The organism is Bacillus sp. CH_48 (assembly GCF_038008465.1).
In the GTDB taxonomy this organism is placed as follows: Bacteria; Bacillota; Bacilli; order Bacillales; family Bacillaceae_G; genus Bacillus_A; species Bacillus_A thuringiensis_S.
Window position 1 is genome coordinate 318,411 of the sequence record NZ_JBBOZF010000001.1, and the last position, 23,910, is coordinate 342,320.

Here is a 23,910-nt window from a genome sequence, read left to right on the forward strand (position 1 = left end):
AACAAAGATTTTGTTCACTTTTTGATACATTTATGAAACATTCATGTGTTATCTTGAATACGTTCTTTTCTATTTATAAAACCGTGTGAGATTTACCATCACGAGAAGCTCTAGAGCCCTAACTCTAGGGCTTCTTCATTAATAATAAAGATTTTACTATTCATTACCTTTACGAAAAATTTCTAGCTACTCCTATTACGAACTGTTTTACACGTATCTCGGTTGAACTTCAGAATCACATATTGTTATAATCACTGCTATTCTTCTCTAATTACATCTATAACGTTATCCTTTTTAATTTTCCGAAGAGGAATTAGTACCGATACATAACTAATCAAAAGTGCAGTTATAAATGTGATAAAGCTAGATTGATAAGGTATAATCCATTCAAACGACACCGTATTTGACAGTGCTACATAAAGAATATACGACAGCATACAGCCGAAAAAGATCCCTTGTATGCTTCCAAAGAAACCGTACAGAAGTCCTTCATATATAACCATCTTTTTCAAATCCTTCTGCGACATACCAATCGATTTTAAAGCAGCCAATTCTTTTCTTCTCATAATGATGCTGACTGTAATGGTATTTAAAATATTTACACAACCAATTAGTGTAATAACAGCTATAAATCCGTACCCTAATATTTTTATATAAAGTATATTGTCTGTATGGAAATTACTTTGAACAATATTACTTTGAACAATATTATTTTGTACATCTATAGATGCATCTCCACCCAGTTTCTTTTGTATATCTAAAATTGTAGCATCAGCCCGAGATTGATTCTCTAAATCAATTTCAAAACCTGTTAATTTTTGTGGAGATGGTGTAATATATTCGGCTATTTGTTCACTAGTAATAAAAGTTATGGTATCCATCACTCTGCTCATATTAAAAATGTCCAATTCTACAATAGCAGCTATTTTTAAAGTTTCTAGTTTTTCTTCATTGTAAGAGATTTCCTCTTTAGATTTTCTTTCCTGCTGACTTGTTATTTGGATTTCATCCCCTACCTGAAAAGTACTTAGAGAACCTATATATTTTTTACTTGTATTCATATCATTTGATGCAGCTTGTTTTACTAAAATAACTTCTTTTTCACGATTTAATTTTGAAATATCAATTCTTCCACTAGTTACATTTTCAGCTAGTTTCTTTAAACTATTCTCATCGTATGCTTTTATTTGTGTTTCCATAATTTCTACAGTTTGATTATTGTATTTTACTTTTTGATACAGCGATTCATTTCCCTGTAATTCTTTAATTTGTTTATTTTTTGGTACTTTCGTATAAAAATGATTTGCCTGATATTGCTTGTACAGCTTCTCTACGTTATTAACTTTATAAATATTTTGACTCATACGATCTATGCTAGACTCGTCTAAATTTGTATTAACTGTAACTGATATATCCGATTTTAGAGCTTGAATTTCCGGTTGTTTACGCTGAATGGCAGTATCTATGAGAAACGTAAACGTGATATACAGTACACTACTTATAATAATAGACAAAATTGTAACTGTATATCTATTGGGATTCCTTTGGATGTTTTTTAATGCCATACTTAACGGAAAAGATAGTGGTTTCTTTAATTTTGTTCTCTTTTTTTTCTTTATTTTTTCTTTTTTTATAGCTAATCGGCTACTTACGGCCAATAACGGTGAAATTCTACCTGCAAAGAAAGCAGGAAAATAGCTTGAAATATAAACAGTTATCAATGTAATTAAAGAACATACACATATAATTAACCAATCTAATTTAATTGTATATCCCATAGAGTTTTTAAGTATGTTTATCAGTACTTGATTAAGTAAAAAGACTACTAATATGCTGCACAAAATCCCAAAAAAGATAGCAATAATAGAAAGAAATGTTGCTTCTCTTATCACAATTTTCCTGATTTGTTTTTTTGTAGCCCCTATACTCCTCAATAGGCCAAACTGTTTCATTCGCTCTACTATACTAATTTGAAATGCATTATAAATAATAACAATTGTAGAAATCACAACAATCCCAATACTAATAGCGGCTGCTGCCATTATCTCCACACTAGGCTTTAAGGCTTTCTTTAATTGGTCATTCACTCTTATATTTTCTTTATTCGTCAATAATTTAAATTGATTTTCAACTTCATCAAAGTTTGCGTACTTATGCAATTCAATCAATACGCTACCTTCACCAACTTTGGACTTATTTTTATATGTCAATAATTGACCAGTTTTATTTTCCTGAATACTACTAGACTTATTTAGCAAACCAACAAGTTTATATTTTTTTTCATGAATAGTAAACATACCGCCTAATTTAAGATTGGGACCGAAGTAAGGCAGCATCCATTTTTCCAAAACAGCCTCGTTTTCATTTGAAGGCAGCTTACCTTCTACAGGAATACTAGACTTTAACAGCTTCAATGCTTGATGATCTGCATACATATAAGAAACAGCTATATCATCAACATGGAGCACCTCTCCTGGAGTTATGATGCCATAAGAAGATATATTCGGATTACTTTTTATCATATTGAAAAGCTTTTGATTATAATTTTCAACCGAAATATTTGCAGAACCCATAGAACCTTTTTTAGCATTTTCAATTCCCGAAGTGTATCCACTATTAAAAAAAAGTCCAATCGTTGTTATTAGCCCCAATGCTAAAATAATACCTGTTAATGTTAGCAGAGTACGTTTTATATTACTTCTGAGATATTTTTGACTTAACTGTTTGTAACTATGAATCAATACTCCTCCCCTCCACATTTTTCTTGATTTTGCACTAATTTTTTATCTGAAATAATTATGCCATCTGTAATGGTTATAATTCGATCAGAGTTTGATGCGATAGCAGGATCATGAGTAATTAAAATCACCGTCTGATTATATTTTTTAGCCGTTACTTTTAATAAATTCAGAACTTCTTTTGTATTTTTTGTATCTAGATTTCCGGTTGGTTCATCCGCTAAGATAATATCGGGTTTATTTATAAGAGATCTACCAATAGATACCCTTTGTTGTTGACCACCCGATAATTCAGAAGGCAAATGATCTCGTCTTTCATTTAACCCTAGAGTTCTTATAATTTCATCCAGGTAATGATTATCTACCTGTTCTTCGTCCAATAGAGCTGGCAAAGCAATATTTTCTTGTACATTCAAGACAGGAATTAAATTAAAAAACTGAAATATAAAGCCAACTTTTCTTCGGCGAAAAATAGAGAGTTCATTATCTTTATAATTGTAGATATTTTCATCACCTATAAACACATTTCCCGAACTCGGACGATCCAGCCCTCCTAAAATATGCAATAAGGTACTTTTACCAGAACCTGATGCTCCAACTATGGTTACGAATTCTCCCCTATGAATGGAAAGATTAATTCCTTTTAACGCCTGTACTTGTGTTTCTCCTTCTCCATATGTTTTTACTACATTTTCTAATCTAACAACCTCCATACAACTCATCCTTTTCACAGATTAATTTTGAATCTCTACAAAATAGATTTTATCCTTATCGTACTCACCATTCTCGTCTTTCACTGCATACACTTTTGAAACGTATTCGACCACCTTTTTTACCTTGTTTTTATTTTTATAATCAAAATTTTCTTTTGCAAACTGAATTAACGAAAGGCTTACTTCTTTTTCTTTTAATTGTTTATACGTTTCCTCATTAACAATTACTATCGGTGATGAAAAATAGCCAATCCAATTATTTTGTTCAATATGTTGAACAGGTATCATTTGTCCATTTAAATTTAAATTTCCATCCTTAACTTCCTCATCTTCCGCTTTTTTTCTATAAAATAAATTTTTTTCACTCGCTAATTCTTTTATTTCTTTTACCTGGGTTGAAGTTATTGAACTATCTTCTTTAGATAAGGGTGTTCTTACAATTCCTTTTTTCAAGAATTTTTCTGCTGTAGATTTTGTAATAACCGCGTATTGTTTCTTTCTAACAGATGACTTATCAAGTTGATTGTCCATCTCTTCTTCAGTCATATTTTCTCCTTTTTCTTTCCATTCTTTCTTAATAACTTCTTTCTGTTCGGTAGTGAGTTCTTGTTTTATTAATTCTGTGACCAATTTATAACTATAATCTGCTGTTTGTACGTTTTGATCTTTATACAGATTTTTAACAGCAGATATATTTTCTTTCGATCCAGATACCATGATACCGTTTACTGGTTGTGAGGGACCATTTATATAACGATTTACAGCAAACCCTATACCTATAAAAATTGCTGTTACTGCTAGAAATCCTATTATCTTTTTCATTTTCTTCCTCCTCATATACTGTGTTTAATCTGGGATTAGAACAGTAGGGTTTTTCTTTATATAAACAGGCGCTAAAATGCTACAAGTCTTAATAAAGAATGATTACCTTCAGTATAGACGTCTTTAATTGTTAATTGAATAACTCTTGTCTTACTATATATACTTTAATCTTACAATTTAGTAAGATTACTAAATCTAACTTTTTATATACTCGTAACTCTGATCAAGATATACTTTAAAATTAAATGGCTTTTATACACTTATTTAAGTACACACATACTTTTCAAATTCTCAAAAATCAGCTCCCATTCGGCTCTTATTCTCATTGATCTTTTTTTAAAATTTATTTACATAATTAATGCGAATTCAAATTTCATTTAACATTTTTGTATAAGATAACTTAAACAAAACATTACTGATTGTATAAAAACGTACAAATTCAACAAGACACTATTACAAGGTTTTTCAAAATATAAGCAAGTACATGTATGAATTACGTAAATATTCTACTTTAAGTAATTGTTGTATCTCATTATGTACTGAAAAGCTTCAAGCCGATTTGGGTATTATGCTTATACTCAGAAAAGCCTCTAAAAATCCATTTCCATACTAAGCTATTTTAAATTAGCCAATCAACGTGTAAAATAACTTTCATAATCTAAAATACTGCCATAATCAAAGACAAATGAGGAGAGATACTGTGGATAAAGTATTATTCGTTGAAGACGATAACGATCTAGGAATGGCTATTGAGTTTACTCTAAAAGGAGAAGGACTTGAGGTTATAAGAGTTTCTACTGTACAAGATGCAAAAGACCAATACGAAAATAATAAATTTGACTTAGCTATATTGGATGTTGGACTCCCAGATGGAAATGGGTATGATTTATGTACCTATCTTAAAAGAAAAGGTGATATACCTATTATTTTTCTCACAGCACTGGATGAGGAGGCAAATGTAGTAATGGGCCTTGATATTGGTGGAGATGATTATATAACAAAGCCCTTCAGGGTAAAAGAGCTATTATCTAGAGTAAAAGTACAATTAAGAAAAAAAATTAAAACAGCTTCTAATACTATATTGAGGTCTGAAAATATACAGCTTGAAGTTGAAGCGGCCAGAGCTTTTAAGCATGAGAAAAGTATAAATTTAACACATTTAGAATACAAACTCTTATTAACGTTAATGCTAAATCCTCATAAAGTGTTACAAAGAAATGAGATATTGAAAAAAATAGCAGATGAAGGTGAAGTGTTTTTCGATGAAAATACTCTTTCTGTTTATGTAAAAAGATTGAGAAGTAAAATTGAGGATACTCCACAAAATCCTAATTGTATAATCACTCAAAGAGGTATCGGATATTTTTGGAATAAAGACGTCAGTAAGGAGTAATTTAATGATAAATAGAGAAATAAAAATTAATATACTTACATTAGCATTAATCTCTTTTTTATTTATTATATATCAAGTTATCACAGTTCATATTCTATATGACCATTTAAAAAATGATTATATTACTATTTGGAGTGAAATTACCGGAAAACTAATTGCACAAAACCCAGAAAATGAATACGAAATAATACAAGCACTTACAAATGATACAGCGAATAAAAAAGATTATTCCAGTGATGGAGAAATGCTATTAAATCAATATGGTCTCTCTACTGAATTGGATTCAAGACTTTTTCCTTATTTAAATAAACATATATCTCAAAACAATATATATATGTTCCTTGGAGCAATAGGGTTCAGCTTAATCCTAATTTTTCTAAATTACTTACAATATAAATCTTTTTTCTTAAAAATTAGAAATGTAACAGCTGCAGCGAATAAAATTATTGAAGGTGATTACACCATTGATATCAAGGAAAATAGAGAAGGTGATCTAGCTAAACTTGCTAATTCTTTTCATAAACTGAAAAATGTTATTAGAAAAAGTATGCATAATTTAATGGAAGAAAAACAATTTTTAATTCAAACTTTACAAGATATTTCTCATCAACTAAAAACACCACTCTCAACACTAACAGTGAACAATGATATCTTATTACAAGGTAAATTAAATGAACAACAATATCATTTTTTACACAATAATGATGTTCAAATTTCAAGAATCAACTTTTTAATACATAATTTATTAAAAGTTTCAAAAATAGATGCTAGAGCAATACTATTTGAAAAAGAAAACTCTGATATTATTGATACAATTTATGAGGTCATTGCTAGTTTGAACAGTAAATTAAATAAAAAAAATATGAACATACATTTAAAAACCAATGAAAAAATATCACTTTTCCATGACAGTATTTGGATGCAAGAAGCTTTATTAAATATTTTAAAGAATTCCATTGAACATTCAAATGATAATAGTTCTATTTATATTGAAGTCACAAACTCTCCTATTCATACTGAAATAATAATTCAAGATTTTGGTGAAGGTATTGCATCAGAAGATTTGCCATATATATTCGATAGATTTTACAAAACAAAAAATTCTAATAAAGAAGGCTCCATTGGAATTGGCTTAGCACTAGCGAAATCAATTATCGAAGCTCACCATGGATTTATTAAAGTAGAAAGCCAAAAACACTCATTCACAAAATTCACAATAACTTTTATGAAGTATTAATAGTTCATAAAAGTTATTTTAAAACCCTAATCCTTGAGTATAATTTTTAAAAATTAATCATCTGTAAAAAAAGAAATTCGATTAATTTTTCATAAATGACTGTAGAGAAATAACTTTTTCGTTTTAGGGGTAATTTAAAAACTTAGCTTGATGGGCATAGAGTCACAATATCAAAAAAGAAAACTGTGCGTTTGAACAGCATTTAGACACAAAATATCCGATTCCTTGTACGCTAAGGGATCGGATATTTATTTTACTGTTTTATATAGTGTACAATTTCTCGCTTACGAGGTCTGTGTAGCAACCAAACCAAATCTTACGTTAAGTATTAGTGGGCATCAAAAATAGTAATGACTAATCCAGATTAACATTGATCTGATTCACAATTAAATATACCAATGTGTTAAATGACTAAATAATACAAACGGTATGAAGAGAATTTCTAGTCTTTTCATACCGTTTTACGTTTGTTCTTAAGTTTCATACGAAATTCGTGGAAAGATGACAGCATCTATTTTATAAATAAGGCTCAAAAGTTACCATACCTGACAACGGAAATATTAATGTAACCTTAGTTCCCTTATTAACTTCAGAATCAATGGTAATTTTCATACCTAATTTTGAGCACAGTTTTTCGCATAGATACAAGCCCATTCCTGTACTTTTGCTAAATTTTCTTCCATTCTCTCCAGTAAATCCTTTCTCAAAAACTCTATTTATATCTTTAGTTACTATCCCTACTCCATTATCCTCTATAGTTAGTATTACTGAATTAGTTTTCTTAATTGAGTATATACGTATCATTTGTTCTTTGTTATTTGAGTACTTTATAGAATTCCCTATTATTTGATTAACAATAAATCCAACCCATTTTCCATCACTATATACGATTTCATCAATATCCTGTATATCTAATTTTATTCTCTTATGAATAAAATCTCTATAATTTCTTTTAATTACAGTTCTTACTACATCATCAAGGTTGAGTGGTTTTATAATATAGTCCTTACCGACATTATTGCTTCGAGAATAATATAACACCTGTTCTACAAACCCTTCGATTCGATCCAATTGGGAATCTATTTTATTAGTTACTTCATTTTGATTATTTTCAATTATTAGCTTTGTAGAAGCTATAGGCGTCTTAATTTCATGTACCCATGTTTCTATATATTCCCTATAATCCAATTGCATATCTCTATAATACTTTACATTTTCATGCATATCTCTACTTGTTTCTTGCAGTATAGCGTTAAGCTTTTCTCCATGTATAAAGTTTGATTCCTTTACGACCTCTGGAAGTAGGTATTTTTTCTCCAAGTTTTCTAATATGCCATTAATCTCATTATAATAATTTTTACATCTTATGAATTCCATAGCCATATATGAAATCAATGGAAAGAACCAAATACAAAAGACAAAGAATATTATAATGAACTGAACATTCGCAGTTAGCAATACACCTGCTAGTATAATAAATACCAGTACGTTTGATAGCATTACTATCATTTTATCTTTAATAAATTCACCTATATTCATGGCATTATATACCCTAAGCTTCTTCTTGTTGCAATCGGATTTTCTATACCTATCTCTTCAAGCTTTTTTCTTAATCTATTTATATTAACAGTTAAGGTGCTATCATCCACAAAATAATCAGATTTCCATAAAGTTTCTATGAGTGAATCTCTTTTTACAATATTCCCACGATTATTTATTAAGCATGAGAGTATTTTAACTTCATTTTTAGTTAATTCTACAGACTTGTCTTGATAAGTAACTGTTGCATTTGAAAGATTTAAAGTAAAATCCCTATACATTAAGATATGATTCATTTTGAAATCTCCAGATGTTCTTCTTAAAATATTTGTTACCCTTGCTAATAGTATTTCTGTATTATAAGGCTTTGTTATAAAATCATCTGCTCCTAAATTCATACTTATCAGTTCATCTACATCACTATCTCTACTTGTAACCATGAAGATTGGAACATCTGAAGTTTTACGTATTTCTCTGCATATATAATAGCCATCGAACACAGGAAGATTTATGTCTAGTAATATAAGGTCTGCATTCTCACCTTCTATATATTTGATAATATGATTAAAATCTGTGGGAGCCTTTACTTCATATCCATACTTTACAAAAAAAATTTGTAATTCTTCTCTGATAATTTCGTCATCTTCAATCAGAATGATTTTTTTCATGACTTTTCCCTCCCTATACAGAATATAAGGCTATTACATCTTGAGAAACAAGGTGTAATAGCCCTAATAAGCATTATAAAATCAAGTATTACTTTTTACAATATTTTTATACCCGACATATGTCGTGTAGAAATATACTACATACACTACAAGAAGTACTAAGCCCGTCATCAATGCTGGTAAAATAATGTCTGTTTGTTGAAATGTGTTAATATAATAATTGACTACATAAATTCCAACTATAGAATGAATTATGGCAAGAAAAACTGGAAGACTAAAGTATACGAAAGTTTGAATAAAAATCGTTTTGTCGATCATTGTTCCGTTTGAACCAATTCTCTTCAAAGATTTATATCGATCTATGCTATCACTGGCTTCTGATAATTGTTGAAGAGCTAATACAGCCATACTCGTTATTAAAAATACAATACCTATATATATCCCAATAAACAGTACAATAGTTTTCAATCCCTTACTTCCTGCATAAACTTCATCCTTTGATTTGCCTGCTATACGATTAATATTTAGTTTCGGGCCATTTTCGTCATAAAAGCCCCGTGCAACGTTATCATATTTTTTATTATATTCTTCTCTATTTCCATCTAAATAATTTACATTAAGTACGGATTCAGTAATTTTGTAGCCTGATAAAAACTCATCATTTATAACGATTGTGAAGTAATTAGTTCGCACATCATAAGTGTAAAGATTCTCTTGTATAACTTTAGCGTTTTTTACCGAATATTCTTTTTCTTTAACATTCATCTTATTGCTATTTTTTAATCTTTCATTTGTCGAATTAACAAACCGGCCTTCATTTGATAAAAGTAAAATTTCATTGTTATTTAAAGTGATTTCCTTTTCGCTTTTAAGATTTAAAATTTTATTATAATCAGATACTTTAATGAAATCTATACTCATATTATAATCTTTAAGTTCTGGTACAAAGTCCACCACTTTCATCCCTGTTTGATATACATTATAAGATATATATTTTTCATTATTACTTATTTTAAAGTTAGCTTTCTTTAATACTTCTTCTATAGTGTAACTTTCATCCTTATTCTCCAACGTAATACTGGCATCAAATGGTGTTACTTCTTTCGTTGTTGCGTCCATCATTCTGTTAAAGCTGATTCCTGTAGATAAAGCCACCATTGTAAGGCATAACATTAAACAGATTACAGACATGGATATAAAATTTGTGTTAACCTTACTATTTATTTGTTTGATGATAAATATATTTAAACCTTTAAAATAGACTTTTTTATTCTTCTTTACAACATATAATATAAATCCAGATAAACTAAAGAAAAACAGCAATGTACCTAATATGCCAAGGAGGATTGATACCACGAGCATAGGGTTAGTAAAATTCAACCCGATTTTTAGTATAGTCACATATGCATATCCAAGTGATGCTACACACATAATAAATGTGATTACATAGATAAGAGGAGTTCTAAATTTTACATCTTCGTTTTTTCTACCTGCTGTTAACATATCAATTATTTTGTATTTAGAAACAACATATACATTAAATAACATAACAAGTAAAAACATGATTCCAAAGTATAATACACTTTTACCTATAGCACCTGTTGAAATTGTAAATTTATATTTATTGATGGGCAAGTCAAATAGCTTTAATGCAAATGTAGATAACCCCTGCGATACTCCAATACCTATTATAAGTCCACTCACTAAAGATATAACGCCAACTAGAAATGTCTCTGTTACTAATATTCTGGATATGTTTCTTCTCCCCATACCTAAAGTCATGTAGATTCCTAATTCTTTTTTACGTTTTTTAATTAAAAAATTATTTGCATACAATATTAAACCACCTAATATTACAGATACAAATACTGACACATTTGAGATAGCGTTCATTACTGTAGGCACATACTTTCTATCTGAAGCGTTAATTTCCATAAGTGCCTTTTGTGATTCTATTGAGTTAAAGCTATAAAATATACAAACAGCCAGTGTTAGTGTTAAGAAATATATTGCATAATCTTTAAAACTTTTCTTTACATTCCCAATAGCAATCTTAGAGTACATTATTATCGTCACCTCCAAGAAGGGTTATAACTTCGATAATTTTAGTAAAGAATTCTTTTCTAGAATCATTCCCTCTTACCAACTCGATAAATATTTTTCCATCTTTAATGAAAAGAATTCTACGAGCATAGCTTGCTGTAAATGCATCATGAGTAACCATAAGTATTGTAGCTTTTAAATCCTTATTAAGACTTTCAAATCTTTCGAGTAATAATCTAGCTGATTTAGAATCTAACGATCCTGTTGGTTCATCTGCAAGTACTAAAGATGGATCTGTTACGATAGCTCTTGCCGAAGCAACCCTTTGTTTTTGTCCGCCTGATATTTGATAAGGGTATTTGCTTAATACTTGTTCAATGTCTAAATATTTCGCAACCGCTTGTATTTTCCCATCAATTTTTGAACTTGCCTCACCTTTTATAGTTAACGCTAGAGCAATATTTTCATAAGCAGTAAGGGTATCTAATAAATTAAAGTCCTGAAATACAAACCCTAATTCATTTTGTCTAAACTTATCTAGTGACTTTGATTTTAACCGAGTAATGTCACTATTATTTATCATTATTTTTCCCGTAGTAACATTATCAATCGTTGATATACAGTTAAGCAATGTAGTTTTGCCACTTCCTGAAGGCCCCATTATCCCAACAAATTCTCCCTCATCTATCTTAAAACTAATATTATCTATAGCCTTTGTTACATTATCTTTATTACCATAATATTTTTCGATTTTTTCTACACTTAATATATTTCGCATTAATACTTCTCCTTTTTCATTATAAAAATTCTTTAACTCCCCTTCATTTTATATAATTTCATTAATAGTATCGGTGGAATTACATTTCATTAACATTACATTTTTGTTATATTGAGTGATAGCTCTACATGTAATTTATCAGAAATCGCAGTGGTATACGTAAGGTCTATTCGATGCCTTAACCAAATGGGCAGATAAATGTAGGGTTATCGGTTCTGGTGCAAAAACGATAAGACTTATGTAATTAGTGGAAATAAACAAACTAGTTATAGCGTAACAACAGCTCAATTTAAAAGATATGGATTCATATTCATTTCAGAAGAAGATTTTGAAAACAGAAAAGGATTTGACCTTTAAGACCAAATCCTTTTTATTATTTCGCAGCAAGTTTTTCTTTCGCTTTTGCAGGAAGCTCATCCTTGTTCACTTCTTCCCAATTGGATTTATTATTAAATACGGTACATGAAATTACCAATATTGAACTACCCCCACTTTCACTTCGTTTAGAAGTGAGGGATTCCTAAGTAAAGAGTTCTATCGAACTCTAATTGATTAGGCTAACCCCGCAGTCCTTGCGGTTAGAAGCCTTATCGCTTCATTCTTTAGATTGATACTTGCGTTAATATCTCTATCATGATGTGTTTGACATGAAGGGCAAAACCATTTACGTAGGTTTAGATTTTTAACGTCTTTATTTTGATATCCACAACAAGAACATAATTGGCTGGAAGCAAATGTTTTCGATACGACAATGACTTGTTTGCCATACCATTTTGCTTTGTATTCTAACATGGATCGAAATTGCGACCAAGATACCTCACTAATTGCTTTTGCTAACTTATGATTCTTTAACATATTCGATACTTGCAAATCCTCTATACCGATAACATCGTGGTTTTTGATGATTTCAGTTGAAATTTTGTCCAAGTAATCTTTTCTAGCATTTGATATGTATTCATGAATTCTAGCTACCTTTACTCGTTGTTTATTCCAGCGAGAAGATTCTTTCATTCTTCTAGAAAGAACACGCTGTGCTTTCGCCAACTTATCTTCTAATGATCGGAAAAACTTCGGATTTTCATAGTGTGTTCCATCTGATAAAATAGCGAAATCTTTTAGTCCTACATCTATTCCAATGTAAGAATGTGTTTTCGGAAGTTTTTGTACTTCTGTTTCAACTAATAGTGACACAAAATATCTACCAGAAGGGTTCCGTTTAACTGTAGCATTTACAATACGTCCCTCTACTTCGCGACTTTTGGCAAATCGAACAAGTCCTAGTTTCGGCAACTTTATTTTGTTCCCTACAACGGCAATGTTTTCATTTGTTTGTTTTGTGGTATAAGATTGTACGTTGTTCTTCTTAGATTTAAAGCGCGGTGTGCTGTTTTGTTTTTTGAAAAAGCGTGTATAAGCATCCGCAAGGTTGCGAACAGACGACTGAATCGCAATACTATCCACTTCTTTTAGCCAAACAAGCTCTTTCTTCATGGCAGGTAGTTTGGCAGAGCATGTACCATAGGTCAAGCCTTTTCCTGTCTCTTTGTATGCTTGATCCCATAAGGATAGGAAATGATTGAATACAAAGCGAGAACACCCAATCGTTTTGTTGATTAGAATTGCTTGTGCCTGATTTGGATAGATACGAAACTTATAGGCTTTATTCATCATTATTTGATTCACCTCCATTTCGGTATATGATTATTATACACCAAACGTACATTCGATAGGTAGTGGAGTAATACTTTCTATATGTCGAACAATTAAGATGGCTTCCTGCCATCACTTGTTCGAAGCCAATTCATCTCCCACCTACTTACTGGGCTGTGACCCTTCACGCTCCTTGAGGAAGGAGTCTTCTTGGCTAAAATGATAAATAAAAGCTAAATATACATAACTTCAATCAATTATTTATCTTAATCACATTAAATAACACTATAGTGTAATTACTAAATTTATAAAGAAGTTGTTACATTTCCTAGACTTTCTTACACTCCCCTCCTTTCTTACTGAAAAATTATACGTTCCATAACTCGAATTAAAAACTTACATTCCAATATAGTATTCTAAAATTCACTCGTTCCAAATATCATATTTCTTTATAACTGATTATATTTTGATTAACATAGAAAAAAGTTTCCTTTATAATAGGAAACTTTTACGTATGATTAATCTACAGACTTAAAATTTCTACAATCTGACGAGCTTTATTATTATCAATATAATAATGCATCTCTAATCCTTTTCTTTCTGCACGTATTACAATTCCTTTTAACTTTGCTAAATGTTGTGAAACAGTGGATTGTGGAAGTTTTAATATTTCTGTTAACCTTGTAACATTGCACATTTTATGATGCATTAACTCACTTATAATTTTTAATCGAACCGGATGTGCCATTACCCTTATTACATCTACATCTTCTTCGCGTATTTTAGCTAGGTCATTATTAGATATTACTGTTAACATTTCGCATTCTCCTTTATTATTAATTTCCATTTTCCTATTATCCTTATAAGTAATACTTATAGATAATTACAATTTTTCCTGTTGAGAAAATATATTGTACTTAATACAAAAGTTACATCTACTCTATAGTAGGGAAAGGCTCGTTTGTTGCAAAACAAACAAAGAAACAACGTGCGGATGAACCAAGTGATCCAATACGTGAAAAGTTCAGTACAATCGTTCGAGAGAGTAAGGCTAATCATTTATTAAGGGATGAGTTAATACAAATTATTAATCGTATTTATGAGGAGGAATAAATATGGAGAACATTGTAGAAGTGAAAAATGTTTCAAAAACATATAAGGGATTTTCTTTAAAAAATGCATCGTTCAACATCAAAAAGGGGTTTGTAACGGGATTTATTGGCGCAAATGGTGCTGGGAAAAGTACGACAATTAAACTTATTATGGATCTTATTAGCAAGGATAGCGGAGATATCACAGTTTTCGGTAAAGATCATCAAAAGGACCAAGTTTCTATTAAAGAGCGTATAGGATTCGTATACGATGACAATATCTATTATGAAGATATGACAATTCATCAACTGAAAAAATTCATTGCTCCAGCGTATAAAAAATGGGATGAAAATCAGTTCCAATCCTACTTACAGCGCTTTGAGTTACCGACTAACATAAAAATGAAAGAGATGTCTACAGGGATGAAAATGAAGACTTCCCTAGCGTTTGCACTTTCACACCATGCCGAATTTATACTTATGGATGAACCGACATCTGGACTCGATCCTGTATTTCGAAGGGAACTTTTAGACATCCTTTATGATTTAATGGTCGATCAAGATAAAACAATTTTTTTCTCCACACATATTACCACTGATTTAGATCGTATTGCTGATTATATTGTATTTATTCATAATGGTGAGATTGTGTTTCAAAAAGATATACATAGTATTTCTGAAGAATATGCAACTGTAAAAGGGGATAAATCCTTGCTTACGCCTAAAATCAGAGAACAATTAATCGGGATTCGTGAAACAAACATGGGGTTTGAAGCACTCACAAGTAACGTCAGCCATTCACGTACGCAATTAGGGAATGATGTATTAATTGAAGAAGCGACATTAGAAGATATTATGTACTATACAAAAAAGGGGAATGTTCAATATGTATAATTTAATATTAAAGGATTTTAGATTGCAAAAATTATTGATCTTACTCTATCTACTTGGTATATGCTTTTTTATAGGGACGTTTGGAAGTTTTGGGTTCATAGTCGTTTTGGTGGCTGGTTCTTATATGATAAATCTACATTATTATGACGAAAAGAATAATAGTCACAAATTTATTAATAGCCTGCCTTATAGTAGAAATAAAATTATTATGTCAAAATATATTGGTACAGTGTTGTTTACAATTTTAGTAGCTCTATTCTCATTATTGATACAAGCAGTAATTCAAGTTGCATCCCCGACTTATGGAGTTGAAATTGAAACTCCACAGACTATTGTGGTTAGTGTTCTTACTGTCATGTTGTTTACGTCTATCTACTTACCATTTTTCTATCGCTTCACCAATAAATATTTGATGGCTACTGTCAGCATTATTTTCCCTGTATGTGTTGTTTTATGGAGACCAATTGAGGCATATGTAAATATTACCGACCTTGTATATAGCGTTACTAATCAATTTACTACTAATCAAATAATTACATTTGCTTCAATCGTTACCATGCTTATATTTATCGGTTCTTACTTCTTAACGGTGAGAATATATAAACGTACTGATTTTTTAAAAATTTTTTTAACTGAAATATAGAATATAATAAAACAAAGTTCTCCCCTCAAATAAAAAAATACGCTATCCTTTCTATAGAATCATAGGAAAGGATGGCGTTTTTTTCATTTTAAGGAAATTTAGTTTTGTTATCTTTCCTTAACAGCAAACAAGACCCCACCCAGATCACGGCAGCGCCTACAATAATTGCTATTGGTTTAATGATTAACAAATATATCTGGCCCCTTCTTCAACGCGTACGAGAAACCCGAAATAAATACAACACTAAATATAATAATAGAAGACCACATATTAAAATGATATTCTTTACCTGCAACTAAATTATATATGTTATGGACTAAGAAATTAGCACCTATAATAATTCCTCCTAACATTGAACTAATTAAAATGCTCATTAAATAAAACTTGAACTTCTGGAACATTTCCCTTCTACCCCTTTTCTAAAATAAATTTTATTTAGGTTATACCCAAAAATTGTACCATTTATTTTCCATATATTATCAAAACTATGTTTTAATTAAGGTTATTTTAAGGAAGGCATTATTTATTCAAATGTCCATTTCGGGGTTCCACCAATATGCCCATCAAGCTAATGAAACTAGTTGCCCAAAACGAAGAAAATGAGTTGAATTCTCATGAATAACTGTAAAATAATTAAATTTTCGTTTTGGGGAGCACTTCTAAATAATAGCTTGATGGGCATGGGGTCCCTCCAACATAACGCGAATTTTGTACGCTAAGGAATTATTCGGTGTCTCTTTTTAATATATCGATTAATAAAATAAGTTATGTAAATAATTTGTTATACTTCCATGTACCCTAACTGATATAATGTACAAGGAAATTATTGGTTAATTAATAGTTAACATATATTAGGGAGGTACATAAGTCATGATAGAGGTAATCGCGTCACTATTTTTAGTAGTCGTATATTTTATTAGTTATCTCTTTTCAACAGGAGAAGATAAGAAAAAAGCAAAAGCAGAATTAAAAGAAATTGTTAATGGTACTCAAGGAAAAATATTGGTAGGATTTCTTGGAGGTGCGGCAGTTACAGGAATATTTGTAGTCATTTGGATTTTATCAGAGTAAACCTTTCAGACATTTTAGCTTATATAACGTATAATGCAGTTATTGGTTAATTAAGAAGAAAAGCATTAGAGAAAACAAGATATGAAATAATATATAAGGATCTCGCCATTTCTGTTGGATGGTGAGTTTTTTAATGTACAAAAAAAGACACCCTAAGGTGTCTTCCTCCGACTTGAACCACTTTAATTTTATATAAATATACACGTATTACCCCTTTGTTATACGTGTAAACACATCCTATAAAACAGAATCTTCTATTTACACCAGATTGTTAGTTCACAAAATATCAAGAGATTTGAGATCAATATGTTACGTCTTTCAAAAGAATCTGCTTTATAGAATGTATCCACAATTTATATTTTACTACATGTAATATTTATATAGTGTATTTTTTACGAATATGTATAATTGCATAAAGTTTACGAGAAAAAGAGAGTATACTTTGATATTGTGTAATGAAGATAAAGCCCACCTACGGAAATAGGTGGGTTATTTTATATTGGTGAGCTTGTATAAGTATGATAGAATAAGAACAACTGTATATTGTAGGGTGGTTGGTTGCGATCCTTTCTCTTATTTATAGGGAAAGGAGGTGACCGAATGGACATTCTTTTTCAAATATTATTAGAAGTATCCAAAACTATTGTCCGAGAGATCGTAGTTTTTTGATTTAAAAAAGTTACTTCTAAAAAACAGAAAAAGACCACCCCTAAGCCAGCAAAGCGTGGGCGGTCTTCTAAAAAACGCAAAAATTAATTTTTAGTAACCGATCACCTTGCGGTAGCAGTTACTTAAAGAGATGTTGACGCATCTCTTCTTTTATTATATACGTACAGCAACATTGAAATACCTTTAAGGAAATTATAACAAATGTAAAAACAAAAGAAAAGCCCACTGGTACCAGTGGGGTATTGTTTGGGTACTACTATCTCATTGCACAAAAGGGACTTTGCATTAAAATAATATCATATTCTTAAAGTTGTTATATTGAGAAATAAATTTGATATTTATTTGATGTATTATATCTAATTGGGAACATTTATGGATCAAATATAATTGGGTTATCATAATTAACTTATTTTTATGAATTTTATTGAAAAATAAGTATAATACAATTAAATGAACTGGATACTTTGCTACAATGGTAATATATAACATTAGTAGACTTTTATGGGATGGGGGAATATATAATGATGGTTTCAGCTAAGGGGAATAATGAAATTACAAAGCTATTAAACGATTGGTATCTTGAAATCCGCTCAAGGCGTATAGATAATGCACATCAATTAAAAGAAATAATTGATTCTAAGATTTATAGTATTAAAGAAGATCAAGATTTATTACTCTACTACTCACTACTAGATTTTAGATATCAATTTGTAATTGATAATTTAAGCGTTTCAAAAAGCAGCTTTGAAAAAGTTGAGGCTTTTGATATGCCTACAGATAATTTCTTAGCTTATTATTATCACTTTTTCAAAGGGATCCATGCCTCTACTATTGGTGAATATCAAATTGCAAAAGAGAGTTATGAAAGCGCAGAAAAACTTTTAGACTGCATTCCTGATGAATTGGAAAAAGCGGAATTTTATTATAAAGTTGGAGCTTTCCATTATGACATATATCAAGGACTCTTATCTTATAAAAAAGTATCAGAGGCAAAAGAAATCTTTGGTCAACATGCTGAGTATGAGATCAATGTAGCATTCTGTGATAATCTTATAGGCTTAGCTTGTACTCATTTGAGAGAATGGGAGCTCGCTGAAGAATATTTTACAAAAGCAATGGATATGTTCCAAAAAATAGACGAAGAGCAATTTATTTTAATGGTGCGCCAAAATTTAGGATTAATGTATGCAACTCAAAACCTTTCGCCATTAGCTATTAGATATCTTTCAGAAGTAAATCAAAAAATGCCTAACAATTATAAGGCACTTTTTATTGAGGCAAGGGAACACATGAAGGAAGGAAATCACTCCGTTGCCAAAGATCTTATAGCAAAAGGATATTCCGTTTGTCAAGAGATTGAAAATATAGAGTATCTTCACCATTTTAAAATATTAGATGCAATGAATGGAGGTTTTCCTGCCGAAGCACTTGAAAGGACAGTGTTAAAAGGCGTATCATATTTTAAAGAGCAAGAACTTTTCGAATTCATTAAGGAATACGAAGAATATCTTGCTACTGCATTTTATAAAGAGAATAACCATATTAAAGCAAGTCATTATTTCTATTCATGTTCTCAGGCAGGAAAAAAAGTTATTGAGAAGGAGGCATTAAAATGAAAAAGACAATTCTCGGTTTAGTTGGTGTAATTACTATTTTTACTTTAATGTTTGGTGCCCAATCCCCTACAGAAACACATAAAGCTATTGATGTTATTCAATATGCTCACGGAAATCATGGTGGTTAAGTTCTTAATTTAGCGAGGATAAAATCGCATAATACACTCATAGCCATACTGACGGATATTAAATGAATAAAGGTCTTCACTTCATTGTGAGGGCTTTTTTTTATAAGAACCCCACTTATAACATCTTTAAAATCTACTATATTTAAAAACATTATAATTACACCAAACCTTTTACATCTATAAGAGAAACTTAAAAAGATTAAAATGTTTAAAAAGAGTAAGAGAATATAGATGTATACACAAGAAAACTTTTTATAAAAAATTAATAGAGACACAAAAGTAATAACAAATTTTCTAATCAACGGAGTTAGAATACCTGTAATCATTATTACTGTAGATAAATTTTCAGGGCTGATCCCCAGCAATAGAAATCAACAATTCCCCTATAATCAAGCAATTTCAATAGTTGTTGTATAAACTATCTTAAACTCTAGTGGCTCATTATTAATATATGAGGCACTAAAAAAGGAATCCTTATTAAAAGGATTCACCACAGAAAGATATACATCAATAAAAAGAATTAATTATAATATAAAAATAAAAGAAATATATTGAGAAATACATAATAAAATTGAATATTCTTTCTTTTTATCGTAAAATCAATATGAGTCAAGTGACAACATCTCTCTAACTCTCCTAAAAGAATCCTTTATGACATGGGGATTCTTTTGCTTTGGACAAAGTATCCTTATTTTAGCATTTGCAAAAAAACCTCTTCTTAACCAACTACTCAACAAATATAAGTAAGGATTTAGTTTTAAGAATATTTTTTTGATCTAAGCAACAGGTAATAGCCTTCAATATTTGTTAGATTTAAAAATATCCTAAAAAATAAAAAGATGCTCTATCAATACTGTAAGAAGATTTGCTGCTAAACATGCATTTTTTCATTGTACCTTTTATAATCTGAGCTTTTTAACACTAAAGAATTAAGTATAGATTTATAGCCATGAATTCTTCTATTTGTACATATAATATTCTTTATATCTCTCAAAATTTGTTTTTTTTGTTCGTGTTGATGTTATAGGTGATTTTAATGATTTAGATACTGCTACCTGCTTTGGTGTTTGTAATGTGCCCCGTTTCTTAAGTTCTCTATACAAACTACTCACATTGCACCTCAGATTTTTTGCAATAGTTGGATATTCCTCTCCTTGATTAAATAATTGTACTGCTTTTTTACATTTTATGTCCCATTTTTCTTCTGACGTTTGAAATTTTTGAGTTCGTTTTTTAACTCTATTTTTTTCTAAATTAATACCCTCTCTTTCTATTATACATCGCTTGGAAGAATACTGTTTTGCGTCTGCCTTACGCCCAGAATGCTCCTCCTGTAAACGTAACATTTGTACTTTTTTCGCAATTTCTCTCAAGTTAAAGTCACCTCATTTCGTTTAATAAATTCTACCAGTACTTGATCACCCTATTGTCTGTATCCCCCAATCATCGTTTATAAACAAGCTATAAATACTCAAATTCCCCTTATAATAGTTTTCAATCTAATATTTACGGAAAATTATAATCAATTCTATCTTTACATAATTGGAAACTATAGTAAATTGATAATGTTGACACAGAATATTCTAAACTTTAATTCTAACTATACAAATCAGTAAACTAAATATTTTCTTTGCTTAAAAAGTCAAAAATATCGTTTTCGCATAGCAAAACAAAATACTTTACCTATTTTAGCTATGGCACAAAGAAAAAGAATGCACATGTACTGCACTCTTTTTTAGTAACTCCTATATCAATTTTTCAACACAGTCAGCTCCTCCATTATTAGAAGACTAGACTTTACGCTTCTGAATTTATTATTCTGCAGTACATCAGCTTTTGCAGCTATATTTAACAACACTCTTACTATCATCCTATTTCGAGTTAAAATTAAAGACCTAATACTCCGACAATCTGACATGCCTTAAAATTCACAATATGATAATACATCTCTAATCCCCTTCTTTCTGAGCGAAGAATTTTCCCACGCATTTTAGATAAATGCTGAGATACGGTAGATTGAGGCACATCTAATAGCTCTGTTAACTGTGTTACATTACAAATTTTGTGGCGTTCTAGCTCTTTCACAATTTGTAATCTAACTGGATGGGCCATGATTTTTAATAGTTCTATATCCGCCTCTGGAATTTTGTACATTTCATTACTTACTTGCATTGTTGTCATTTTTTATTTCTCCTTTTTTAACTCTTTTTATTTTTTATCTATTTATAGGTATTTTGTGTTTATTCGAACATATTGTTCATAATCACTGTATTGTTTAATCTTTTGTCTCTCTCAGGTTTAATATATAGAAGTATTATGATAGCTAAACAAAAGATAGCATAGGTATCGAGATGAAACCGAATAAATTTAAGTAATCTTTTGTGCAAGAAACTCCTACTGAACAAATCTGCATCTCACTATTAGGAAACGCTTGAATTGTAATTTGATATACAGATAACATTAAACCAATACACGCAAATGAAAATGCATACGTGCTTACGTGCGAATCTTCTATATATATCCCTATCCCCAATATTAATACTTATGGATACATGGCCATTCTTTAGTACCAGCACAAATCACATGGCGGCAGCTTCATCCATTCACTAAAAAACAAACTAATTAACATTGCACAAGTAGCTATCGTCCAAGCAATTACAATGTGATACTTTTGAATGATCAACATCTTATTTTTCCTCACCTATTTTTTTAAATACAAAACATTTGCTAGTATATGACTAGTTTATTTCCGTGTTTCGAGTACCCTGTTTCAATAGAAAGTATCCAATCATTGATATCTTCTCAGTCGTATCCCCTCTCTTTTAATTCTAGAGGGAAAAGATTTTCAAAATCACCACGCATTTCGTACATGGTTTCTAATGCTTTTTCTAGCGAACCAAATCTATATACCATGTGTGTATGTACTTTTTTGTTTTTCTTTTCTCCTACAACTAAATATACATACCGTCTTTCTTTCGCTAAAACAAACTTTAAAAATCCAGGTACTTGACTCACCTTTCACACTCCTTTTCAGCTTTCCTTACCAAACTTAAAAGGATATGAGTAAGGAAAACTATTTAGCTTTAATTACCAATTTAATAAATGTCCCGTTTTTTTGCTTTGAAAATACAAGAAAACGCTCATCATCACAATATTTATTACACCTGCTGCAGCACCAATTTTGGAGATAACATACACATATTCATTATTACTAAATGGCAATAGACTCGCGAAAATAAATAAAATTGAAATGATAAAGGATAAGAGCATATTTCTTTTGTTTTCATTCATTCAAAAAACCTCCATTTTACACAAATATTTGTATTGCAATGGGTTAGGGTGTTAAGCTGCATCTTTACGGTTATAATGCTGGTTCTTTTCATCTACAAAGCCTTTAATGCTCCGTACGCCAACCTTTGATTCTTTTGCTTCATTTTCTGCTTCTTTCATTTCAGATAGAATTGTAGTATTAGGTCTAGAAATATAGGCTATAATCCCATAACCCGACTTGACCATTAATTCGTTGATGTGTATTCCATCGCAAAATACATAAGCCAATTTTCTACCGTATTTGTCTTCTTTTGGTCCCCGATCATAAACAAATGTTACACTTTTCCCTTCTAGCTGTTTCTTTAAAAAGGAAGATGGTTCTTTTCCCATCTTTTGTGGTGGAATTTTTTGAGATACAGACTCAGGGGTATCTAATAACAGTAACCTTACCATCTGTTTCTGCCCCTTTACGTTTACGTCTATTGTATCTCCGTCTTTTATATGTAATACCTTCCCTTTAACGGTCTCTAAGTCTTTTAATTTCCCCTTATAATTCCCTGGAATATCAACAATACCTTTCCCTTCTACGTACTGTTGTATTCCGTTTTGTACTGCTTGGGCAGGTCTCGAATCATTTTTTGTTTGCGTCGAATTGCTACATGCTGTCATTTGAAATACAAATGATGTTATACAAATAGCCTTAATTCATATTTTCATATCGGAAATTCTTCCTCCTAATCAAAATACGTAAATAGCTACATCTAATAAACAAACGGACTCTCTATTGTATTTACTTCTCGATAATTACAACATAGGCAATACTGTATCCATTTTGGATAATCATTATAAAGTACTCTAAATGAGTGTTTCTTACAATTCGGGCATATTGACACTATGTTTTTTTCATTCTCTTCCTGACTTTTCAATTTTTCAAAAGAAACATTAGT

At 30.4% G+C, this 23,910-nt stretch carries 21 protein-coding genes and 2 pseudogenes; 7 read left to right on the forward strand and 16 right to left on the reverse strand.

What is annotated here, in order from left to right; translation table 11 throughout:
- Positions 1–257: 257 nt before the first annotated feature.
- The 3 genes from N2V92_RS01510 to N2V92_RS01520 are packed head-to-tail and all read right to left on the reverse strand — an operon-like array spanning position 258 to position 4,273.
- Positions 258–2,741: an ABC transporter permease gene (locus N2V92_RS01510; RefSeq protein WP_170265018.1), complete on the reverse strand. Its 2,484-nt coding sequence runs from the start codon at positions 2,739–2,741 to the stop codon at positions 258–260.
- Positions 2,738–3,451 carry an ABC transporter ATP-binding protein gene (locus tag N2V92_RS01515; protein WP_098437628.1) on the reverse strand — a complete coding sequence of 238 codons (714 nt, stop codon included), beginning with the start codon at positions 3,449–3,451 and terminating at the stop codon, positions 2,738–2,740. The genes N2V92_RS01510 and N2V92_RS01515 overlap by 4 nt, the downstream gene beginning before the upstream one ends.
- Before the next feature lie 21 nt (positions 3,452–3,472).
- A complete protein-coding gene (locus N2V92_RS01520; protein WP_098506590.1) occupies positions 3,473–4,273 on the reverse strand; it encodes a lipoprotein BA_5634 family protein in 801 nt (266 codons plus the stop codon).
- A 700-nt stretch (positions 4,274–4,973) separates the two neighbouring features.
- Here N2V92_RS01520 and N2V92_RS01525 point away from each other — a divergent pair.
- Positions 4,974–5,666, forward strand: a complete 693-nt coding sequence (locus N2V92_RS01525; protein WP_097861754.1) for a response regulator transcription factor — start codon at positions 4,974–4,976, stop codon at positions 5,664–5,666.
- 4 nt (positions 5,667–5,670) lie between these two features.
- A complete protein-coding gene (locus N2V92_RS01530) occupies positions 5,671–6,903 on the forward strand; it encodes a sensor histidine kinase (RefSeq protein WP_098506589.1) in 1,233 nt (410 codons plus the stop codon).
- Between the two features lie 516 nt (positions 6,904–7,419).
- Here N2V92_RS01530 and N2V92_RS01535 read toward each other — a convergent pair.
- From N2V92_RS01535 to N2V92_RS01560, 6 genes are all read right to left on the reverse strand, one after another.
- Complete coding sequence (locus N2V92_RS01535) at positions 7,420–8,442, reverse strand: sensor histidine kinase (RefSeq protein ID WP_098506588.1); 1,023 nt, start codon at positions 8,440–8,442, stop codon at positions 7,420–7,422.
- Positions 8,439–9,110 carry a response regulator transcription factor gene (locus N2V92_RS01540; protein WP_098506587.1) on the reverse strand — a complete coding sequence of 224 codons (672 nt, stop codon included), beginning with the start codon at positions 9,108–9,110 and terminating at the stop codon, positions 8,439–8,441. Before N2V92_RS01540 ends, N2V92_RS01535 begins: the two co-directional genes overlap by 4 nt.
- Before the next feature lie 81 nt (positions 9,111–9,191).
- The gene (locus tag N2V92_RS01545) at positions 9,192–11,174 is read right to left on the reverse strand and encodes an FtsX-like permease family protein (protein ID WP_098506586.1); all 1,983 of its coding nucleotides are present in this window, start codon (positions 11,172–11,174) and stop codon (positions 9,192–9,194) included.
- Positions 11,164–11,931, reverse strand: coding sequence for an ABC transporter ATP-binding protein (locus tag N2V92_RS01550; RefSeq protein WP_098578597.1), 768 nt, complete (start codon positions 11,929–11,931; stop codon positions 11,164–11,166). Before N2V92_RS01550 ends, N2V92_RS01545 begins: the two co-directional genes overlap by 11 nt.
- Before the next feature lie 552 nt (positions 11,932–12,483).
- Positions 12,484–13,602, reverse strand: a complete 1,119-nt coding sequence (gene tnpB / locus N2V92_RS01555; protein ID WP_340864027.1) for an IS200/IS605 family element RNA-guided endonuclease TnpB — start codon at positions 13,600–13,602, stop codon at positions 12,484–12,486.
- Between the two features lie 502 nt (positions 13,603–14,104).
- Positions 14,105–14,398 (reverse strand): ArsR/SmtB family transcription factor, encoded by a 294-nt coding sequence (locus tag N2V92_RS01560; RefSeq protein WP_098505791.1) that lies wholly within the window; start codon positions 14,396–14,398, stop codon positions 14,105–14,107.
- Between the two features lie 298 nt (positions 14,399–14,696).
- On the opposite strand from N2V92_RS01560, the gene N2V92_RS01565 reads away from it, so the two are divergent.
- The gene (locus N2V92_RS01565) at positions 14,697–15,566 is read left to right on the forward strand and encodes an ABC transporter ATP-binding protein (protein WP_098505789.1); all 870 of its coding nucleotides are present in this window, start codon (positions 14,697–14,699) and stop codon (positions 15,564–15,566) included.
- Positions 15,559–16,209 carry an ABC-2 transporter permease gene (locus tag N2V92_RS01570; protein WP_098578132.1) on the forward strand — a complete coding sequence of 217 codons (651 nt, stop codon included), beginning with the start codon at positions 15,559–15,561 and terminating at the stop codon, positions 16,207–16,209. The genes N2V92_RS01565 and N2V92_RS01570 overlap by 8 nt, the downstream gene beginning before the upstream one ends.
- Before the next feature lie 176 nt (positions 16,210–16,385).
- On the opposite strand, the gene N2V92_RS01575 is transcribed toward N2V92_RS01570, so the two are convergent.
- Positions 16,386–16,610, reverse strand: a complete 225-nt coding sequence (locus tag N2V92_RS01575) for a hypothetical protein (RefSeq protein ID WP_098505787.1) — start codon at positions 16,608–16,610, stop codon at positions 16,386–16,388.
- A gap of 469 nt (positions 16,611–17,079) precedes the next feature.
- Between N2V92_RS01575 and N2V92_RS01580 the strand changes: the two genes are divergently transcribed.
- The 3 genes from N2V92_RS01580 (at position 17,080) to N2V92_RS01590 (ending at position 19,693) form a co-directional block, all read left to right on the forward strand.
- The gene (locus N2V92_RS01580; protein WP_098505786.1) at positions 17,080–17,280 is read left to right on the forward strand and encodes a hypothetical protein; all 201 of its coding nucleotides are present in this window, start codon (positions 17,080–17,082) and stop codon (positions 17,278–17,280) included.
- A 1,190-nt stretch (positions 17,281–18,470) separates the two neighbouring features.
- Entirely contained in the window at positions 18,471–19,565 is a 1,095-nt protein-coding gene (locus N2V92_RS01585; protein WP_170265024.1) for a response regulator aspartate phosphatase, read from the forward strand.
- Positions 19,562–19,693 carry a hypothetical protein gene (locus tag N2V92_RS01590; protein WP_000751016.1) on the forward strand — a complete coding sequence of 44 codons (132 nt, stop codon included), beginning with the start codon at positions 19,562–19,564 and terminating at the stop codon, positions 19,691–19,693. The genes N2V92_RS01585 and N2V92_RS01590 overlap by 4 nt, the downstream gene beginning before the upstream one ends.
- Positions 19,694–20,652: 959 nt before the next feature.
- Here N2V92_RS01590 and N2V92_RS01600 read toward each other — a convergent pair.
- The 6 genes and pseudogenes from N2V92_RS01600 to N2V92_RS01625 form a co-directional block, all read right to left on the reverse strand.
- A complete protein-coding gene (locus tag N2V92_RS01600) occupies positions 20,653–21,066 on the reverse strand; it encodes a hypothetical protein (RefSeq protein ID WP_098505783.1) in 414 nt (137 codons plus the stop codon).
- Positions 21,067–21,580: 514 nt separating this feature from the next.
- The gene (locus N2V92_RS01605) at positions 21,581–21,874 is read right to left on the reverse strand and encodes an ArsR/SmtB family transcription factor (protein ID WP_000210392.1); all 294 of its coding nucleotides are present in this window, start codon (positions 21,872–21,874) and stop codon (positions 21,581–21,583) included.
- Between the two features lie 59 nt (positions 21,875–21,933).
- Positions 21,934–22,379: pseudogene (locus N2V92_RS01610) on the reverse strand (disulfide bond formation protein B).
- Between the two features lie 41 nt (positions 22,380–22,420).
- Positions 22,421–22,708 (reverse strand): annotated as a pseudogene (locus N2V92_RS01615) (hypothetical protein).
- A 72-nt stretch (positions 22,709–22,780) separates the two neighbouring features.
- Complete coding sequence (locus N2V92_RS01620) at positions 22,781–22,984, reverse strand: hypothetical protein (RefSeq protein ID WP_001004894.1); 204 nt, start codon at positions 22,982–22,984, stop codon at positions 22,781–22,783.
- A 51-nt stretch (positions 22,985–23,035) separates the two neighbouring features.
- Positions 23,036–23,632, reverse strand: coding sequence for a thermonuclease family protein (locus N2V92_RS01625; protein WP_098578005.1), 597 nt, complete (start codon positions 23,630–23,632; stop codon positions 23,036–23,038).
- Positions 23,633–23,910: the final 278 nt, after the last annotated feature.

What these genes read in the sequence shown, in the direction of transcription:
- N2V92_RS01515 (WP_098437628.1), bottom strand. Translation starts at nt 3,451, where the DNA reads ATGGAGGTTGTTAGATTAGAAAATGTAGTAAAAACATATGGAGAAGGA.
- N2V92_RS01520 (WP_098506590.1), bottom strand. Translation starts at nt 4,273, where the DNA reads ATGAAAAAGATAATAGGATTTCTAGCAGTAACAGCAATTTTTATAGGT.
- N2V92_RS01530 (WP_098506589.1), top strand. Translation starts at nt 5,671, where the DNA reads ATGATAAATAGAGAAATAAAAATTAATATACTTACATTAGCATTAATC.
- N2V92_RS01535 (WP_098506588.1), bottom strand. Translation starts at nt 8,442, where the DNA reads ATGAATATAGGTGAATTTATTAAAGATAAAATGATAGTAATGCTATCA.
- N2V92_RS01540 (WP_098506587.1), bottom strand. Translation starts at nt 9,110, where the DNA reads ATGAAAAAAATCATTCTGATTGAAGATGACGAAATTATCAGAGAAGAA.
- N2V92_RS01545 (WP_098506586.1), bottom strand. Translation starts at nt 11,174, where the DNA reads ATGTACTCTAAGATTGCTATTGGGAATGTAAAGAAAAGTTTTAAAGAT.
- N2V92_RS01550 (WP_098578597.1), bottom strand. Translation starts at nt 11,931, where the DNA reads ATGCGAAATATATTAAGTGTAGAAAAAATCGAAAAATATTATGGTAAT.
- tnpB (WP_340864027.1), bottom strand. Translation starts at nt 13,602, where the DNA reads ATGATGAATAAAGCCTATAAGTTTCGTATCTATCCAAATCAGGCACAA.
- N2V92_RS01560 (WP_098505791.1), bottom strand. Translation starts at nt 14,398, where the DNA reads ATGTTAACAGTAATATCTAATAATGACCTAGCTAAAATACGCGAAGAA.
- N2V92_RS01565 (WP_098505789.1), top strand. Translation starts at nt 14,697, where the DNA reads ATGGAGAACATTGTAGAAGTGAAAAATGTTTCAAAAACATATAAGGGA.
- N2V92_RS01570 (WP_098578132.1), top strand. Translation starts at nt 15,559, where the DNA reads ATGTATAATTTAATATTAAAGGATTTTAGATTGCAAAAATTATTGATC.
- N2V92_RS01575 (WP_098505787.1), bottom strand. Translation starts at nt 16,610, where the DNA reads ATGTTCCAGAAGTTCAAGTTTTATTTAATGAGCATTTTAATTAGTTCA.
- N2V92_RS01580 (WP_098505786.1), top strand. Translation starts at nt 17,080, where the DNA reads ATGATAGAGGTAATCGCGTCACTATTTTTAGTAGTCGTATATTTTATT.
- N2V92_RS01585 (WP_170265024.1), top strand. Translation starts at nt 18,471, where the DNA reads ATGATGGTTTCAGCTAAGGGGAATAATGAAATTACAAAGCTATTAAAC.
- N2V92_RS01590 (WP_000751016.1), top strand. Translation starts at nt 19,562, where the DNA reads ATGAAAAAGACAATTCTCGGTTTAGTTGGTGTAATTACTATTTTTACT.
- N2V92_RS01605 (WP_000210392.1), bottom strand. Translation starts at nt 21,874, where the DNA reads ATGACAACAATGCAAGTAAGTAATGAAATGTACAAAATTCCAGAGGCG.
- N2V92_RS01620 (WP_001004894.1), bottom strand. Translation starts at nt 22,984, where the DNA reads ATGAATGAAAACAAAAGAAATATGCTCTTATCCTTTATCATTTCAATT.
- N2V92_RS01625 (WP_098578005.1), bottom strand. Translation starts at nt 23,632, where the DNA reads ATGACAGCATGTAGCAATTCGACGCAAACAAAAAATGATTCGAGACCT.